The organism is Synechococcus sp. PCC 7335 (assembly GCF_000155595.1).
In the GTDB taxonomy this organism is placed as follows: Bacteria; Cyanobacteriota; Cyanobacteriia; order Phormidesmidales; family Phormidesmidaceae; genus Phormidesmis.
Window position 1 is genome coordinate 3,269,715 of sequence record NZ_DS989904.1, and the last position, 16,495, is coordinate 3,286,209.

Consider the following 16,495-nt stretch of genomic DNA (forward strand, 5'->3'; position numbering starts at 1 on the left):
GCCCCGATGATAAGACTGCTGATAACGTTGCGCTTTGACGACACTTTAAATGCTGAATCAATGCTAAATCAATCCTGTTACCTCTCACTTATTGACTCTAGCGGTCCTCTCTAGACTTCTTCCATAGAGATACGAGCGAGAAATACGAGCGTGCAGAAGAGCAGCTATACAACAAAGGTCGTTAATAAGGTCGTTGATAACGCTGTAAGCTGTGTAAGGGCCTAGCTCATCAAGGTCATGGTTGGTAGCGATTTTGCGAAAGAGCCTGTGAGAAAAGTTGCTGTGATTCACGAGTGGTTCGCAAGTTGCGCTGGTTCAGAGAAAGTTGTCCAACAGATTCTAGATATCTATCCTCAGGCACATCTTTATAGCCTGGTCGATTTTTTGCCGGCGCATCAACGTGCGTTTATTCAAGATAAGCCAGTTACGACATCGTTTATTCAGCAGCTTCCTTTTGCGAAACGTGCTTTTCGCAGTTACTTACCGCTTATGCCTTTAGCGGTAGAGCAGTTTGATTTATCTGCCTATGACCTTATTATTTCTAGCCATCATGCGGTAGCTAAAGGGGTAATTACCCGCCCCGATCAATTGCATATTTGCTATGTACATACGCCTTTACGCTATGGGTGGGAATTTCAACACCAGTACTTAAAGCACGCTAGTTTGGACAAAGGACCAAAAAGCTGGTTCGTTCGGGTGGTTTTGCACTACTTGCGCCTGTGGGATGTGATGAGCGCGAATAGAGTTGATTGCTACGTTGCTAACTCGCGCTATGTTGCTAGGCGAGTAGAGAAAACCTATCGTCGTAGCGCTTGTGTTATCTATCCCCCTGTAGATACGCAGCGATTCGTAGCAGATGCAAAGCGAGAAAATTTTTATTTGACAGTGTCACGGTTTGTTCCTTATAAGCGCGTAGAATTAACCATTGAGGCGTTCAATCAGTTAGGTTTGCCCCTCGTTGTCATTGGAGATGGTGATAGTCGCTTAGCTTTAGAACAAACAGCCAAGCGTAACATCCAGTTTTTGGGTTGGCAGCCTGATGATGTTGTTGAAAATTATATGCAGCGCTGTCGAGGTTTTATTTTTCCTCCAGAAGAGGATTTTGGAATTACACCTGTAGAAGCTCAAGCTGCAGGTGCACCTGTTATTGCTTATGCAAAAGGAGGCCAAGCGGAGACAGTCGTTCATGGCAAGACTGGCTTACTTTTTGTAGATCAGACGGTAGAAAGTTTGATAGAGTCTGTCAGACAACTGGACAACAGTGAAGCACTGTTTGATCCAGAGATATTAAGAGCCCATGCTGAAAAGTTCGCAGTAGTCCGCTTTAGAGCTCGTTTTGAGGCTTTTGTGGAGCAAGCTTGGGCGCGGTTCCAAACAGCTGATATTGTTGATAGCTAGGTAGGTAGTTGTTGCTATGATGCCAAGAACGTCCAAAAGTTACCTGTGTTAGGTGCGCCTTGGTTCGAGTGTCCGTAGCTCAAGTCTGTGGTCTTTTACTACTAGATATTGGCAGGAGTCGAAAATAACACATGAGAAATGACGCATGATGAGTTATCTTTCTGTCAAGTCTAAAGAAGATTATACCGCTCACATTCGCCGTGCTATTGCGCCTGTACCTCACTTCTACAGGTTTACTCTAGCTATCATGGTTGGCATTGATGTGCTTTGTCATGGTCTAGCTGGTTTTGTCAGTGTTTGGATTCAACTGCTCAACAGTCAATTTGACCCTTTACTATACTGGCGCCTTTGGCCTGTAATTGGGCTTTTTGTTCTTGCTTATGCATTGGCGGGTCTATACCCTGGTATTGCCATTAATCCAGTTGAAGAACTACGGCGACTGTCGCTGACAACGACTTTGATGTATCTGCTGTTGGGGACATCTATCTTTTTGTCTCAAGGGGTTGAGCTTTACGGCTGGAATATCTTTCTAAGTGCGTGGCTGCTATCTTTACTGCTAGTGATCAGCGGACGCTATGGAGCGCGATCACTTTGCGCCTCTCGGTCTTGGTGGAGATTTCCGGTAGTCATCATGGGAGCAGGTAGATCGGGGGAGGTGGTAATCCACATGCTGCAACAGCATCCGTCTTTGGGATTAGAGCCGGTAGCTGTTCTAGATGACGACCCCAAGAAACAAGGCTACTTAGCGGGCATACCAGTAGTGGGTCCATTGAAAATCGCACCTATTATTGCGAGTGACTTCAAAATTCCTTACGCTATTGTTGCCATGCCAGGGGTGTCTTATCAGCAGCTTTTGCCATTGATAGATCGCTATGGTAAGACATTTCCGCATCTAATTATCATTCCTGATCTGTTTGGTATGGCGGCATTAGGGATAGCTGCCAAAGACCTTGGCGGCGTACTAGGCTTAGAGGTTCATCAGCAGCTATTCTTTCTAGGTCCTAAGTTGCTCAAAGCAGCACTTGATAAGGCACTAGTTGTCCTAATAGGGCTAGCTTGTCTGCCGCTAATTGCTCTTATCAGCCTGTTAGTTTTTTGTGGTTCTTCAGGGCCGATCTTCTATCAGCAAACAAGAATTGGTCGAGGAGGAAAACTATTCAGGATATGGAAGTTTCGATCGATGGTAACAAATGCCGATCAGGTTCTAGCTCAGTATTTTGAGTGTCACCCACAGCTACGAAAGGCATGGGATCAAGATCAAAAGCTTAAGGACGACCCTCGTATTACTCAAATAGGTAAGTTCCTACGGCGAACTAGCTTAGATGAGTTGCCGCAGCTATGGAATGTGCTTAGAGGTGAGATGAGTATGGTAGGGCCTAGGCCAATCGTCAAAGACGAAGTATGGCGCTATGGGGATAAGTTTGATTATTACTCACAGGTACTCCCTGGAATTACAGGGTTGTGGCAAGTATCGGGTAGAAATAACCTTACCTACGCTGAGCGAATCAACCTGGATACTTATTACGTTAGAAACTGGTCAGTATGGCTAGATATTTATATTCTAGCTCGGACTATGAAGGTAGTTTTAGCAGGCGATGGCGCGTATTAGAACGTTGAGCAGTGGGTTGACGCGCAATCAGCTGTGGTTTGCTAGCATGGTGTGCCTTCCCTACGTAATGTATGGCGTCATGCTGGTAATAGCTTACTTGATAGTGACAGCGATGATGCAGCGAGGTCATCAGGTTTGGCAAAAATGCATCGGGACAGGGTTTGGCTGGCTGACAATAGGGCTTCTTTTGAGCGCAAGCTTTGGCATCAATCGGGGGGAGTCCTTCTTACAGCTCACAAATTTTCTCCCGTTCTTTGTGCTGTGGGGAGTATGGGTTACCTCTCCAGCGATGATCACTAGTCCCTTTGCTGTGCTAGAGCGGTTGGCTCGGTGGCTGGTTCTAAGCGCGGTGCCACTATGTGCGATCGCGCTGATAGAATACGCTTTGAAGTTTGAAGGGCTCATTCCACGGATAAAAGCATCTTGGCTACCGATGTGGCTGATAGAGTGGCTCTACGAAGAACCTTACTTTGGTCACCGGGCGCGCAGCTTGTTTGATCATCCTAATGTACTCAGCGCTTATCTCGTTTTAGTGCTGGGTCTAGGCTTAGGATTGGTGCTAAAGGAGACGGTCAATAGAGTATCAACTACTTCTAATAGAGTCGCAGCGAACCCCAGCGCAGTAGCTCGGTATCGACTGGCTTTAGGACTTTCTGTATTACTCTGTCTAGGCGCGATTTTCTGTACGGGCTCGCGCAATGGGCTATTGATCGCCTTGGTGCTAGTGATGATCGCACTTTACATGGCTCGTAGATACAAGCAAGTCTGGATCTCTAGTGTGATCGGTGTTGGGGTTCTAGCAGGTGCAATCAATGCATTTGGAATTGGTGGGCGATCGCTCTCAGGGGATATCTTCATAAACGATCCACGAGTTAGGATTTGGCATTTGGCTATCGACATGATCTACCAGCGCCCCTGGACAGGCTGGGGATTTTCTGGATTAAGGGAGCTTTATACGCCAGGTAGCATTCCTAATAATGACAGCATTTATCATGCTCACAACATTTGGCTCTTTTTGGCAAGTGAATCAGGTGTACCGGTAATGATTGGGTTTAGTGTGATCTGTGGCGCGATATTCTACCGGGCGCTTCGAACCTATTTCGCGAGAAAGACTGGACTGCCCGAGGGCGATCGCGCAATTTTGTTTAGCTATTTGCTGGCATTCTTCGCTTGTCTGTCGTTTTCCCTCTTTGATGTAGTACTGTTTGACGCCCGGCTCAATATTGCAGCTTGGGGACTATTAGCTGCGCTTTATGCGATGTCTGCTCAAGGTGGCAACACTTCGCACAGAAGAAATACCCCTTGATTCCTAATCTTCTCTACAACACTAAGACCAGAGGCTACAATGCTTTAGCTGGTCTTTTTCAAATGCTTTTTTGGCCTAACTTATGCCTGTTGATATTGCGCTTTCCGTTAACCGCACCCTGCAAGTGCCTCTGCTGGTAGTGATTAATTCTATCTTAACTAATACAACCCATAGGACAGAAGAGGTTCCGCTGCGGTTTAATATCGTGGTACCAATTGGCGAAAGCGCTTTCTTTGAAGAAGAGCTAAAGCAAGCTTTCTCGGCTAAATATGATTGCGAGCGGGTAGAGTTTCGAGTTAAAGAGTTCACACCGCCTTCTTATCTAAAACAGTATCTAGACAATAAATTCAGAGAAAAGAAACAGGAAAGACGACTTTCTCGTTACATGCAGTACGCAAGATTATTTTTTAAAGACGTGTTTCCAGATATAGCCCGGATGATTTATTTTGATGCGGATATTATTGTGCTAGGCAATGTGCGATCGCTTTTCACTCAAGGCAACATCCTCACCTCACAAAACTATCTCGCTGCTGTACCTCAATTTTTCCCAGCAATCTTCTACTTTAGTAATCCACTCAAAGTGTTCTCTGATCTTCGTAAGTTCAAAAGTACGTTTAATAGCGGAGTATTACTCACCGATCTCTCTTTTTGGACAGATCAAACTTACAAACTACTCAAGCACTACCTAGAACTAGATGAAAAGAATAACTATCGTCTATATCACTTAGGTGATGAAACTGTCTTCAATTTGATGTTTAAAGATACTTACATCCCATTGACGAAGCAATGGAACTGCTGTGGTTACGGTCAGGCTCACTGGGTAGCAAAGCTTTTGTGGAAGAACCCCGAAAATATGAAAGCTATCCACTGGAGTGGCGGACATCATAAGCCTTGGCAAAGCAAACAAGTAATCTATTCGGACTTGTGGCGCAGCTATATTCCTACCTATTGAGTTGTTGAGGGTTCAAGTTATACAGTGTTGAGTTGTTGAGCATCAATAGGTAGCGTTACAGAAAAGGTGGATCCTTTTCCAAGCTCAGAAACTAGATTGATTTCACCTTGTAGAAGCTCTATTAATTTACTCACGATCGTTAGTCCTAAGCCACTACTCTCTGCTGAGTGAGCTGACGCCTCTCCTACTCTCACGTAGGGTGAAAAGATTCTCTTTTGCTGACTGATGTGGATACCTCTGCCTGTATCACACACAGATAGCGTCCAACGCTCTTCATCAATACTATAGCAGCGAACTTTCACGCTTCCTTTATCCGTATACCGAATCGCATTACTGACTAGATTTATCAGAATCTGCTGTAGGCGCAAACGGTCAATATTGATTTGAGGGGGTGCCTGAGTGCAGTCTTTCACTAGCGTTATTCCTTTCTTTAAAGCTTCGGAAGTCAAGGAATCAACCACCTTACTAACTAGCTCATTCACACAAACTGATTCTATTTTGAGTGCCAACTCGTAAGATTCTTTTCGAGAAACTTCAAGCATGTTGCTTACTAGCGCGGAGAGCCGATTCCCATTATCATAGATCCGCTCAATCTGCTTAATCTCTCTCGCACTTGCAGGTAACTCGGATGATACCCTCCGCTTATTTCTTAGTAGCAAAGAAGAAAGTGTAACTACGGCGTGAATTGGATTCTTCAGCTCATGGGCTAAGTGAGCAGCATTGTCTTTCTGCATCTGCACCAATCGGATTAACTCCTGATTACTCGAGAGCAGTTCAGTGTATGTTAGCTCTACCCGCTCAAGCTGATATTGAGCATATCGTCTGGTCGATCGAGAGATTATACGATTAAGTACCGCATCTACGTTTGTCAAAGTGAGGAGCGTACTTGATTGGCTTGCTGTACTCAAGTCAACGCTAAGGGCTGTTACGACTAGTGTACGTAGTATGCTAAGCTCTCGGAGCATTTCGTCTATATCAAATCCAAGCTCTACGCGAATAGGAATATCTGTCTGGACATTTGATAGAAGACAATCTTTCTCACAGCAACTCTGCGCAGTGTTCTGATCGTCATCAAAAGCTAAGGGCAAACGTTCTGCGATCGCTTCAAGAATCTGCGGAATTCTACTACGTATACCTTCGTATGTCAACCCAGCCTCGTAGCTGCCAACGGTGCTTCGCTGAACTTCGCCTACCCAGGCTTCTATAATCTCATCAGCTTTACAACGTAGAGCAGTGCTTAGGTCTCTCCCTAATTTTTGAGTAGATTCAGCCAAGGCTGTGTCCCGATTAAAATTGGATGTAGCTATCTTGAATCGCTTTAAGTTCAATCCCCGCCCATTGGGGCAAATAATTGCCAGGGCTTGCCCCGTAGGTTCGTACCATTGATTGTAGCTATATTTAGTGTAGCTACAATCAATGGTACGAACAGTTTGGCCCTATCAACTAAGGACCATGCAAGTCATACATCTTGATGTAGACACCAAGCAGTCAAAACAATCGGTGGAATAGGTACTTTCTTTTCATCATTCATGCCGACGTCACTTTCGTTCATACTTTGCAACAGTAGACATCTCTCTTATGGTACATTCTTCAACTGTATTTAAGGTCTTTTTACTTTGTTGTAAGGTACACTCTGTACATCATTGAACTACTATCAACTATTTCTAAAACTATCATAAAGTCTTAAGACTCGATGGATATTATGAAGGAGTAACTAGCTAAACCCATGCTCTCTTTCTTATCTCTATATAACCCTGACAATCCTTCTTTCTATACGCTCCTTGAAGGTAGAAAGAGAACTTCCTTGCTACAAGGTCGCAAGGTGACCAGCTAGCAGATGCATAATCATCGGGAAATATCTCAAACAATAAGTAATTATGCCTATATGAGGATAAAATACTCGGTTTTCCTGCCGTACTTTAAGCCTTCCGCTGCAGGGTCTCGTTGTAGAAAGCTTCTACCATCAAGGAGTAGTTCACTCAAAACATAGTTCATAGGTGTCAATCTAGATCGAGCGTATATACACAAGGTGTCTGTTAATAGCACTCAGCATCTTTTGGGTTATAGAAACCTATGCACCAATGCTTTAGCTCACCTTGAGTCTTTAGAATCTAAGCCTTCTTAAGCCTTCTATGGAAAACACTCTGATAATCCAATGGAAAAGCAGCTGTATAATCTACATCCTTTAAAAGCCCCTATAGAAAACGAAGTTAGAAGGCTATTCAAGATCGCTTTGGGTTACGAACTTTGCCAAGTTGAATGCCGGGTACTAGAGAGCTTTGACATCGTTATTAATGTAGAGAGAAGATACTCGGCAACAGAGAGTTTTTTGCTTCAACAATGTCAGCCAGAACTTGCCTACGATATAGGACTAACAATTAACCAGACTCTAAAGGGAAAGCTAGCACTATCACTCATACGCGAGTTCGATTTGGGGGTGGTTGAGATATCCTTATTGGAACCAGCCACCCCTCGGAATTTTGGCTTGTTCGTTTTGATCGATCGCCAGCCAGCAAAACTCTCTTACCTAGCAGGATCGAAGTAGCCTAACTGGTCTCAATCATATTTGTAAGAACCGCATAGTTCAAGGCTACGTATAGCTCTCGTAAAGTTGCTCAAGACATGCTCATCGGCTAAGACGGGTACTGGACAAGGGTGACTTTACCGAGCGAGCAGTAAGAACCCACGTCGTTGTACGGCGCTAGGGAACGCCTACTAAGCGAGCGGTAAGATATACATCCTCACTTTGCTATAGCCATACTATGTTTGCTATAGCCATAAGCTATGTAGAAGAGAGCATTGATAGCTTGGCGATAAGACCTGTACAGCCGTTTTCGTAACAGGTATCAGCAGTCATAGTAATAACGCTTACTTTCAAATGCCGCTCAACCAGCGCAGCTAAGCGTTGATACATTAGCCTATCTACTGTAGAGCATAGCCGTTGCGCTTCCTGATTCCCCTCCGAAAAAAGAAACTTCTCCACTGGGGTGATGCTGTCTTCTATCCATACGACTAAACGATCAGAGATTAAGTTACAGCTCACCAGCCGAGGTGGCTTGCCTAAACGCTCTTCATAGAGTTGCATTATAGCTGCCGATGTTGTTCTTAATAGCTCATCAATGATAGGGCGGGTCTGTGCTTCGATAGACGAGGAGTGTTCAGCGCTAGCAAATGATGCTGATGGCAAACCCAACGCTTTCTCTAAAACTTGTCTTTCTAGTGACTGACCCGTGTTGTTGTTAGCAGGAACAGGATCTTGCATGAGAGGTTAAAGAATTAAGAGGACTGAAGAAGCAAGCTGCTTTTTCAGCTCTTGTTCGTCAGTACACTCAATAGCCTGTATTGACGAAGCAGCACCAGAGGCGAAACAAGCACTTTAACTTATGTAAATAAATATTAAAGAAAAAGGAATTTTTTTACCACAGGTGCATAGCCGAATAAATTGGGCGGGGTTCAACACCTAAACAAAATTTCTGTGATGTTCTAAGCCTACTTACTCACTGGTTAAAACCATTACAGAGCAACAGATAAGTCTGCCCGCAGCGGTGAGGCCTCTCGTCGTTGCCCGCTTCGAGTAGCTCGATCCTGGTGGCAGTTGCGCTAAGAGCGATCGCCGCTGCCGTACCACTGCTGAAGCTAGAAGCATCATGATCGAGATTGTAGGGATTGAGGGTGAGACCGCTGTTACAAAAGAATTCTGATAGTGGTTGCTCTTACCCGGCAAAAGACGATACACTATCAGCCTTGGCAATTTTGCTTGTCGTCTCTCAAACGAGATCTCAAGACGCTTATTAATCTACAATGAGCAAGAGCGATTACACGGTTGAAGGCTACATAAGTCTAGGAGAGACTTATGTGCTGACCGTTTTGGGATAGGCCCCACGTTGCAACGCACCCTCGGTGAGTCGGTTTTTACCTTTCACACTTCAAAAGGGACAGGCAATCTAAGGCTGCTTTATCGCCCTTTGAATTGATGCCTGTTGTCATCCTACCGAGTTCATAGCATAAGTTACTTTCCCTAATTGATTCGGCAATGCCTAGTCTTAATCCTAGACAGTTTGCCAGAGCTTTCTTGAAGCTAAGTTTTTCTTGAAACAGAGCGAGTTGCGGATTTTCATACAAGTCTATTCACCTAGCCATGCGTACGTATTTTCGTACTTATTGGCGCTTTAAGGTCCGGTTGGTGCTTTAGGTTCGGTGGGTTGCAACCAACTAGCTGTCTCTGGCCCTAATATGAGCTGACTAACGCATTAACTAGGTGCGCTGATCTAAATGCGCTGATCTCGAACTGACAAATTCTCTTCATTATTCTGTTTACTCGCTATTCTATTCACCTAGGTTCTAGGTTGTTTTTATGTCCGCAAACGAAACCTCGTTCCAAACCCTTTCACTGATTCCTCCTGTCCTCAAAGCTCTAGAAGATGCTGGCTATGAGACACCAACGCCTATCCAGGCACTCACCATCCCGCCCATTTTAGATGGTAGGGATATTATTGGTCAGGCACAGACGGGCACTGGAAAAACGGCCGCATTTGCTCTGCCAATTCTTTCACAAATCGATATCTCGAACAGCGATCCCCAGGCGTTGGTACTAGCGCCTACCCGGGAACTTGCCCTGCAAGTAGCCGAAGCCTTTCAGAGCTATGCCTCGCACTTGAAAGGCTTTCATGTATTGCCTATCTATGGAGGTCAAAGTTACCATGTTCAGCTCAAGCAGCTTCGAAGAGCCGCACATGTGATTGTCGGAACCCCTGGGCGAGTCATTGATCATATCAAGCGCGGCACGCTAAAGCTAGATAATCTAAAATTTCTTGTGCTAGATGAAGCCGATGAGATGTTACGAATGGGCTTTATTGAAGATGTCGAATGGGTTATCTCCCAGACTCCCCAGTCTCGTCAGGTGGCACTCTTTTCAGCCACCATGCCTGCTGCCATTCGCAAGATCGCTCAAAAATATCTCAATTCACCTCAAGAGTTAGCGGTCAAAAATCAGTCTAAAACAGCGGATACGATCCGTCAGCGCTTCTGGCCTGTTAGCGGTTATCACAAGCTAGACGCACTGACCCGAATTTTAGAAGTCGAAGACTTTGATGGCATGATTGTCTTCGTGCGTACCAAAGTAGCCACCGTAGAGCTTTCTGAAAAGTTAGAAGCTAGAGGCTATAACACGGCGCCGCTAAGCGGAGATGTTCCCCAAAATCAACGCGAACGTACAGTAGAGCGCCTGAGGCAAGGCAAGCTTGATATTTTAGTCGCAACCGATGTAGCCGCTAGAGGGCTGGACGTAGAGCGCATCAGTCATGTGATCAATTACGATATGCCCTACGATCCTGAAGCCTATGTTCACCGGATTGGCCGCACGGGCCGAGCTGGCCGCGAAGGTGAAGCAATTCTATTTGTCACGCCCCGTGAAAAGCGCTTGCTTAGCTCTATTGAGCGCTCAACCAGGCAAAGAATTGAGCGAATGGAGATGCCTTCAACAGAAGTTGTTAACGACCAGCGTATAGAGCGATTCAAACAGAAGATTACTAACGCGCTAGCACAAGAAGACTCGGCCTTCTTTACTCAAATTTTGGAACAGTATGAGCAGGAACATGATGTGCCCGCTATTGAGATTGCGGGTGCTTTGGCGAAGCTATTGCAAGGTGATGAACCGCTGCTGCTAGAGGAAAAGACTAAACCAAAGCGCCGCGATGGTGGTTCTGGGGCAGCTACCCACAGCGTGGGTATGGAGCGCTTTCGCGTGGAAGTTGGCAAAAATCATCGGGTGAAGCCAGGACATATTGTGGGTGCGATCGCTAACGAAACCGGCCTCGCTAATAAATATATTGGTCGCATCAGCGTGTATGACGACTACAGCACGGTTGATCTCCCTGTGGGTATTCCAAAAGAGACCTTTGAGTTACTTAGGGGCGTGAAAGTTCTGGACCACCCGATGAATATCACTAGCTTGGGCAAGACCCGCGACGAGGGCAACTGGCGCGAGGGTAAGCCCAAACGTCGTCGAAATACTAGAAGCGGCCCTCCTTTCAAAAAGAAGCGCCGCAAAGATAAAGCTACTGTCTAATATGTAGCTGGATTTTGACTCCGCTCGGCCCTTGAGCTATCTCTCATTTCTGAGAATTTGAACTCGTCGGCTAAGCGGACTCGATGCTAAAACCCTGCGTCACGAAAAGACTGATATGCCTTGTCTGGGTGATACAGATGACACTGACTAACGATAGACATCATTAGCTTCCAAGAAAACTTGCGTTCGACAATATGCTCGCCCCAGTTTTCCTTAAGGTTGGCGTGGGCCGCACGTAGGTTGTATGAGGGAATGCCTGTCGAAACGTGGTGGGGCACATGGACATTGATATCGTGGCAGAGAAATTCAACCCAACGGGGGTAGGTGCAGTGAACTGTACCCGCTAGTTGAGCTGCGCCTGCATTCCACTTGGTCTCTGGGAGGAACTGAATTTCGGGGATGGTGTGATGAACAATGGTGAACGTACTCATCCAAAAGTGATAGACCATCCAAGGCAATAGCCAGAACTTCACGAAACCCCAGATACCAGTCGTTACGATCAAAGTAGGAAAGGCAACTGCGGCGAAGATGGCAACGACAGCAATAGAGAAGGCGGCTTTAGCGCGATCGCGTTCTTTAAAGTTTCTTAGATCAAAGTGATACATTGCCCAGTGACCAATCGAACCCACCCACCAAAAGTAGCTGCGGATGCTGCGCTGAAGAAACTGCATCACTGGAGAGTAGCTACGATAGTCTTCGATGAGTAGTGGTGTCCAGGCATTATCTTCCTCCATCTTGTTGGTATGCAAGTGGTGATGATCGTGCAGCAAACGCCAACAGTGAAATGGGTAGATCAGCGGCAAAAAGGCGAGATGACCTACTAAATCATTAACCCAACGTTTTTTAGCAAAAGAGCGGTGACCAGCATCGTGACCAATTACAAAAAAACCAGTGAGCGCAGTGCCTGTGAAAAACCAGCTAAACGGAAGCAAAAAGGCTGGGAGAAAGATAATGGCGCAGTAGCCTAAGATAACGGCCGATACGCTGATAAGAACGTGCTGCCAGGCTTTAGTCGAATCTTTCTCAAAATAAGCCCGAGGGAGGCTACGGATAATGTCTTTGAGCTGTAGGGATGTTTCTGGAGTCACGGGACGCGCAGTCGCAAACCTTTCTGTCGTGGCGGTCAAAAGTCAACACTCCTATAAAAATCGAAGAAAAGCATCTCTTTCGTTAAGCGTTTGTTGTCATGAATCAGAAATGCTTCAGAAACCTTAACATTTATACCATTTTAGGGGGTGGCCACTAGCGAGATTGCACGGTGGGCATGAACATATTTTTCTGGCGTGCTCTGCCCTTGTCGGTCGCTTTTACGGTTTTGCCATAGGATAAAAACACTACATAACGGCCCTTTCTACTCAACTTTTGCCGGCTGCTTGCTCATTTTTTCGCCTAGTTCTCTAGCTAATATCTCAACTAAGTTTCTATGAGTCTGATCACTTTTCAATCTGTTAGCAAAGACTTCGGCATCAAAGAAGTGCTGCGCGACGGATCTTTTAGCATTGAGCCTGATGACAAAGTGGGCGTTATCGGCGTCAACGGCTCTGGTAAATCAACGCTGCTAAAAATGATGGGCGGTATTGAGCCAATCGACAGCGGTCAACGGCTAACAAAATCTGGAGCACGGCTTGTATATCTGCCGCAGCAGCCAGATATCGATGAAGAGCTTACGGTTCTAGATCAGGTGTTTGCTGACTGTGGTGAACAGATGCAGTTGGTGAGAGAGTACGAGACACTGTCGCACAAAATGTCTCATGCGACCGGAAAAGAGCTAGATCAACTCATGAATCGGCTAGCGATCGTTGGTGAAAAGATGGAGACTTCTGGTGCATGGGAGCTAGAAACCAACGCCAAAATTATCCTAAGCAAGCTGGGCATTGAAGACTTTGATGCAAGAGTGGGTGATCTTTCCGGCGGCTATCGCAAGCGGGTGGCCCTAGCAACCGCGCTGATGAGCGATCCTGATTTGCTGCTAATGGACGAGCCAACCAACCACTTAGATGCTGAATCGGTGGAGTGGCTGCAAGACTACCTTGGTCAGTTTCGAGGGGCGTTGGTGCTAATCACGCACGATCGCTATTTTCTAGATAACGTCACTAATCGCATCATCGAAATTGATCGAGCTGATTTGTATACGTATGCAGGCAACTATGCCTACTACTTAGAGAAAAAAGCTGACCAAGAGGCCTCAGCCGCTAGCTCTCAGCAAAAGTTTAAGGGGATGCTGCGTAGAGAACTGGCTTGGCTACGGCAAGGCCCTAAAGCGCGTAGTACCAAGCAGAACGCACGGATTCAGCGAATTGATGAAATGAAGGAGAAGACCTTTAAAGAGACGCAAGGAAAGGTTGAGATTGATACGGCCGGGCGGCGCATCGGGAAGAAAGTCATTGAGCTAGAAGGGGTCAGTAAGTCATTTGGCGATCGCACACTCATCCAAGACTTTACCTATGAATTTACCGCAAGCGATCGCATTGGCATCATCGGCGGTAACGGCGCTGGCAAATCTACCCTAATGAACATCATCACTGGCAAGCTTGAACCTGACAGTGGTAGCGTCGATATTGGCCAGACCATTCATATCGGTTACTTCAATCAGCATTCCGAAGAGCTGCTCGAAGCGCTGAATCAAGAACAGCGCGTCATGGACTATCTCAAAGAAGAAGGCTCTTTCGTTACCACCGCCGACGGCAGCCAGATCAGTGTTTCTCAGATGCTAGAGCGCTTTCTGTTCACTAGCAACCAGCAGTACACCCCTATCAACAAACTTTCTGGAGGAGAAAAACGCCGTCTATTCCTATTGCGCGTACTACTTAGCGCTCCCAACGTTTTAATCCTAGACGAGCCTACTAATGACCTAGACGTACAAACGCTTACCGTCTTAGAAGACTATCTAGAAAGCTTCACAGGCTGCGTTATCACCGTCTCACATGATCGCTATTTTCTAGATCGCACTGTGCGAAATATCTTCGCATTAGAGCCTGGTGGCAATATCCGACGCTATCCAGGTAGCTACAGCGTTTATCTAGAAACAAAGAAAAAAGAAGATTCTGCTCAAAAAGTAGAACAAAAGTCAGCTCAAACTTCAAAGCGATCGGCAGAAAAGAAAACTATTAAGTCTGCTGATAACTCTTCAAGCAAAAAAGTCTCAAACAAAGAGAAAAGAGAATATGCTTCACTAGAAACAAAAATTCCTAAATTAGAAGCAAAGAAAGCAGACTTGGAAAAGCTACTGTATCCAACCCCACCTAGTGATTACGCGGAACTACAAAAGCTTTCTGAAGAGATTGCTGAGATTTCTGAAGAGATCGACACTGCTACAGAAAGATGGATGGAACTTGCTGAGCTAATTGTTTAATCTTGAATGATAGATATTCAAGGTTTCAGCTATCTTAGCTATCTAGCTATCTAAGGTGAGCGAAAAAAGCGGTCTAGAAGCGATCGCCCACACTGAACAACACATTAATATCACCTTGATCATTAACACCTAGTTCTGCTCTGCCCGTGGCAAAATCAGTGACGGCTCGCAGACCTATACCTCCACCAAAACCACTGCCGGGTTTATCTCTTGCCTCAGCAGGAACACCAATAACAGTATCACCTGATCCTAAATCGCTGCCAAAGTCTGTGAACAGTGTGCCACCTAGATTAATGGCCCTATTGAAAGTACTAAAGTTAGCAATGGGAAAGCGATATTCGGCCGTCGCTTGAACGAAGCTGCGCCCGCTGCTGACTTCGCCTCTGCTGTAGCCGCGAATAGAATTGGGTCCACCAAGACTAAACGTTTCGTAAGGCGGAGCATCACCGATGATAGTACCTCCTTGGGCATTGAGAACAAGGGTGCGATTGCCTTGAGCAAACCCAAATAGATTTAGCGGTATAAAGTGGGTATAGCTACCACTGATTCGATTGAAGAAAATACCAGCATTGCCCACAGGAATAGATTGGTCTATACCAACTAACAGCCTTGATCCACTAGCAGGATCAATAGGATCGTCTCGATAGTCCAGTGCGCCTACGAGTTTGATAGTTAACAAATCATCTGCGCCGCTATCGCTGACAGTGAGCGGGTTACCGACTTCATCGAAGGCAAAGGTATCACCCGAGAAAGCACCATCTCTGACGGTAACACGCTGATAGGCAAGACCCGCTGAGGCTGATAGTGCTGGGTTAAACCTGCGAAAATACGCCGCACCCCCGCCAATGCGATGGACCCAAGGATCGTCGCCACTAGGAGTATCAATATCGATTTCACCTTCGTCAAATTCAGTTTCTACGCCGCGCTGGTTAGCGAAGTTAACCACGATTCCTGAACTATCATCTAGTCGGTAGCCGTAGTCAACTTCAACACCAAAGGCATTGACACCACCTACGACACCAGCGGCTAAAACTTGACCACTATTACCGATGTTATCAAGTCCTGCATAGGCACCAACAGAAAATCCAACCGCGCGATTGGAAACAGTGTCGGTAACATCAGGTCGAAATGGGCCTATAAGGGCACTAGGTGCAAGAATCCTAGGTCTTGAAAATCTACCAAAGCCCCAAAAGAAACTGTTCGGCTCTCGAACAGTCACCACTAATGCAACTTGATGCGGGTCTGCGGTCGGTTCGGTCGTTAGAGTAATCTGTTCAGCTAAGTCTTCAACTTTTGCAAGACTAACTTTTATCGCCTGAGGATCGTAAGGATCCCCAGGCTGTAGGTTGAATGCCTGAACAAACTCATACGGAGCATCTATGGAATGAACTGCACCTAATTCATCAATGACGCGAACCTGGATATCAGCAATAGTGCTTTGGGGTAGTTGTGAAGTGCCTATTTGGGAAGCGCTCAGATGGGGATCACCGGTCTTAGAGATAGAAGCTTGAAGGGCATCTATGGGTTGGGATGCGATCGCACCCCCCTCAAATAGTGCTTGATTCTTACCACCAATTCCTAGGTTGAATACGAAGGCAGGACCCACTACAGCACTTAGCACAATCCGGCTTACTTTTTTCAACTTCCAAGAAGGGAAAGCAGACGATAGCAAGTAAACTTTCACAGAGGCAACCCAAACAACGACAAGCCGCTGTTTAATAGACAGCGGCTCATAGAACATAGTCCTCACAATACAGCGTAATGCCGTGCTGATGACGTCAAATTGGATTAGACCAGACCGTTAGGTGTGG

General features: G+C 45.9%; 11 protein-coding genes. 7 read left to right on the top strand and 4 right to left on the bottom strand.

The window, feature by feature from the left end; translation table 11 throughout:
* Window positions 1-237 precede the first annotated feature (237 nt).
* From S7335_RS14085 to S7335_RS14100, 4 genes are all read left to right on the top strand, one after another.
* Window positions 238-1,398 carry a glycosyltransferase gene (locus S7335_RS14085; protein ID WP_006454410.1) on the top strand — a complete coding sequence of 387 codons (1,161 nt, stop codon included), beginning with the start codon at window positions 238-240 and terminating at the stop codon, window positions 1,396-1,398.
* Window positions 1,399-1,546: 148 nt separating this feature from the next.
* Window positions 1,547-3,007, top strand: a complete 1,461-nt coding sequence (gene wbaP, locus S7335_RS14090; RefSeq protein WP_227500000.1) for an undecaprenyl-phosphate galactose phosphotransferase WbaP — start codon at window positions 1,547-1,549, stop codon at window positions 3,005-3,007.
* Window positions 2,994-4,313, top strand: coding sequence for an O-antigen ligase (locus S7335_RS14095; RefSeq protein ID WP_038016253.1), 1,320 nt, complete (start codon window positions 2,994-2,996; stop codon window positions 4,311-4,313). The genes wbaP and S7335_RS14095 overlap by 14 nt, the downstream gene beginning before the upstream one ends.
* 82 nt (window positions 4,314-4,395) lie before the next feature.
* Entirely contained in the window at window positions 4,396-5,265 is an 870-nt protein-coding gene (locus S7335_RS14100) for a glycosyltransferase (RefSeq protein WP_006455230.1), read from the top strand.
* A gap of 17 nt (window positions 5,266-5,282) precedes the next feature.
* On the opposite strand, the gene S7335_RS14105 is transcribed toward S7335_RS14100, so the two are convergent.
* A complete protein-coding gene (locus S7335_RS14105) occupies window positions 5,283-6,539 on the bottom strand; it encodes a sensor histidine kinase (protein ID WP_006454363.1) in 1,257 nt (418 codons plus the stop codon).
* An 881-nt stretch (window positions 6,540-7,420) separates the two neighbouring features.
* Here S7335_RS14105 and S7335_RS14110 point away from each other — a divergent pair.
* A complete protein-coding gene (locus S7335_RS14110; protein WP_006456556.1) occupies window positions 7,421-7,810 on the top strand; it encodes a hypothetical protein in 390 nt (129 codons plus the stop codon).
* A gap of 237 nt (window positions 7,811-8,047) precedes the next feature.
* On the opposite strand, the gene S7335_RS27330 is transcribed toward S7335_RS14110, so the two are convergent.
* Window positions 8,048-8,527, bottom strand: coding sequence for a Na-translocating system protein MpsC family protein (locus S7335_RS27330; protein WP_006454398.1), 480 nt, complete (start codon window positions 8,525-8,527; stop codon window positions 8,048-8,050).
* A gap of 1,092 nt (window positions 8,528-9,619) precedes the next feature.
* Here S7335_RS27330 and S7335_RS14120 point away from each other — a divergent pair.
* The gene (locus tag S7335_RS14120) at window positions 9,620-11,332 is read left to right on the top strand and encodes a DEAD/DEAH box helicase (protein WP_006457666.1); all 1,713 of its coding nucleotides are present in this window, start codon (window positions 9,620-9,622) and stop codon (window positions 11,330-11,332) included.
* A gap of 86 nt (window positions 11,333-11,418) precedes the next feature.
* Here S7335_RS14120 and S7335_RS14125 read toward each other — a convergent pair whose 3' ends face one another.
* A complete protein-coding gene (locus S7335_RS14125) occupies window positions 11,419-12,459 on the bottom strand; it encodes a fatty acid desaturase (protein WP_006456693.1) in 1,041 nt (346 codons plus the stop codon).
* A gap of 296 nt (window positions 12,460-12,755) precedes the next feature.
* Here S7335_RS14125 and S7335_RS14130 point away from each other — a divergent pair, with 296 nt between their 5' ends.
* Window positions 12,756-14,684 (top strand): ABC-F family ATP-binding cassette domain-containing protein, encoded by a 1,929-nt coding sequence (locus S7335_RS14130; RefSeq protein ID WP_006455603.1) that lies wholly within the window; start codon window positions 12,756-12,758, stop codon window positions 14,682-14,684.
* A 73-nt stretch (window positions 14,685-14,757) separates the two neighbouring features.
* On the opposite strand, the gene S7335_RS14135 is transcribed toward S7335_RS14130, so the two are convergent.
* Window positions 14,758-16,425 (bottom strand): BamA/TamA family outer membrane protein, encoded by a 1,668-nt coding sequence (locus S7335_RS14135; protein ID WP_006455187.1) that lies wholly within the window; start codon window positions 16,423-16,425, stop codon window positions 14,758-14,760.
* Between the last annotated feature and the right edge of the window lie 70 nt (window positions 16,426-16,495).

Excerpts from the sequence above, each read along its gene's own strand:
- S7335_RS14085 (WP_006454410.1), top strand. The coding sequence starts at position 238 with ATGGTTGGTAGCGATTTTGCGAAAGAGCCTGTGAGAAAAGTTGCTGTG.
- wbaP (WP_227500000.1), top strand. The coding sequence starts at position 1,547 with ATGAGTTATCTTTCTGTCAAGTCTAAAGAAGATTATACCGCTCACATT.
- S7335_RS14095 (WP_038016253.1), top strand. The coding sequence starts at position 2,994 with ATGGCGCGTATTAGAACGTTGAGCAGTGGGTTGACGCGCAATCAGCTG.
- S7335_RS14100 (WP_006455230.1), top strand. The coding sequence starts at position 4,396 with ATGCCTGTTGATATTGCGCTTTCCGTTAACCGCACCCTGCAAGTGCCT.
- S7335_RS14110 (WP_006456556.1), top strand. The coding sequence starts at position 7,421 with ATGGAAAAGCAGCTGTATAATCTACATCCTTTAAAAGCCCCTATAGAA.
- S7335_RS27330 (WP_006454398.1), bottom strand. The coding sequence starts at position 8,527 with ATGCAAGATCCTGTTCCTGCTAACAACAACACGGGTCAGTCACTAGAA.
- S7335_RS14120 (WP_006457666.1), top strand. The coding sequence starts at position 9,620 with ATGTCCGCAAACGAAACCTCGTTCCAAACCCTTTCACTGATTCCTCCT.
- S7335_RS14130 (WP_006455603.1), top strand. The coding sequence starts at position 12,756 with ATGAGTCTGATCACTTTTCAATCTGTTAGCAAAGACTTCGGCATCAAA.
- S7335_RS14135 (WP_006455187.1), bottom strand. The coding sequence starts at position 16,425 with ATGTTCTATGAGCCGCTGTCTATTAAACAGCGGCTTGTCGTTGTTTGG.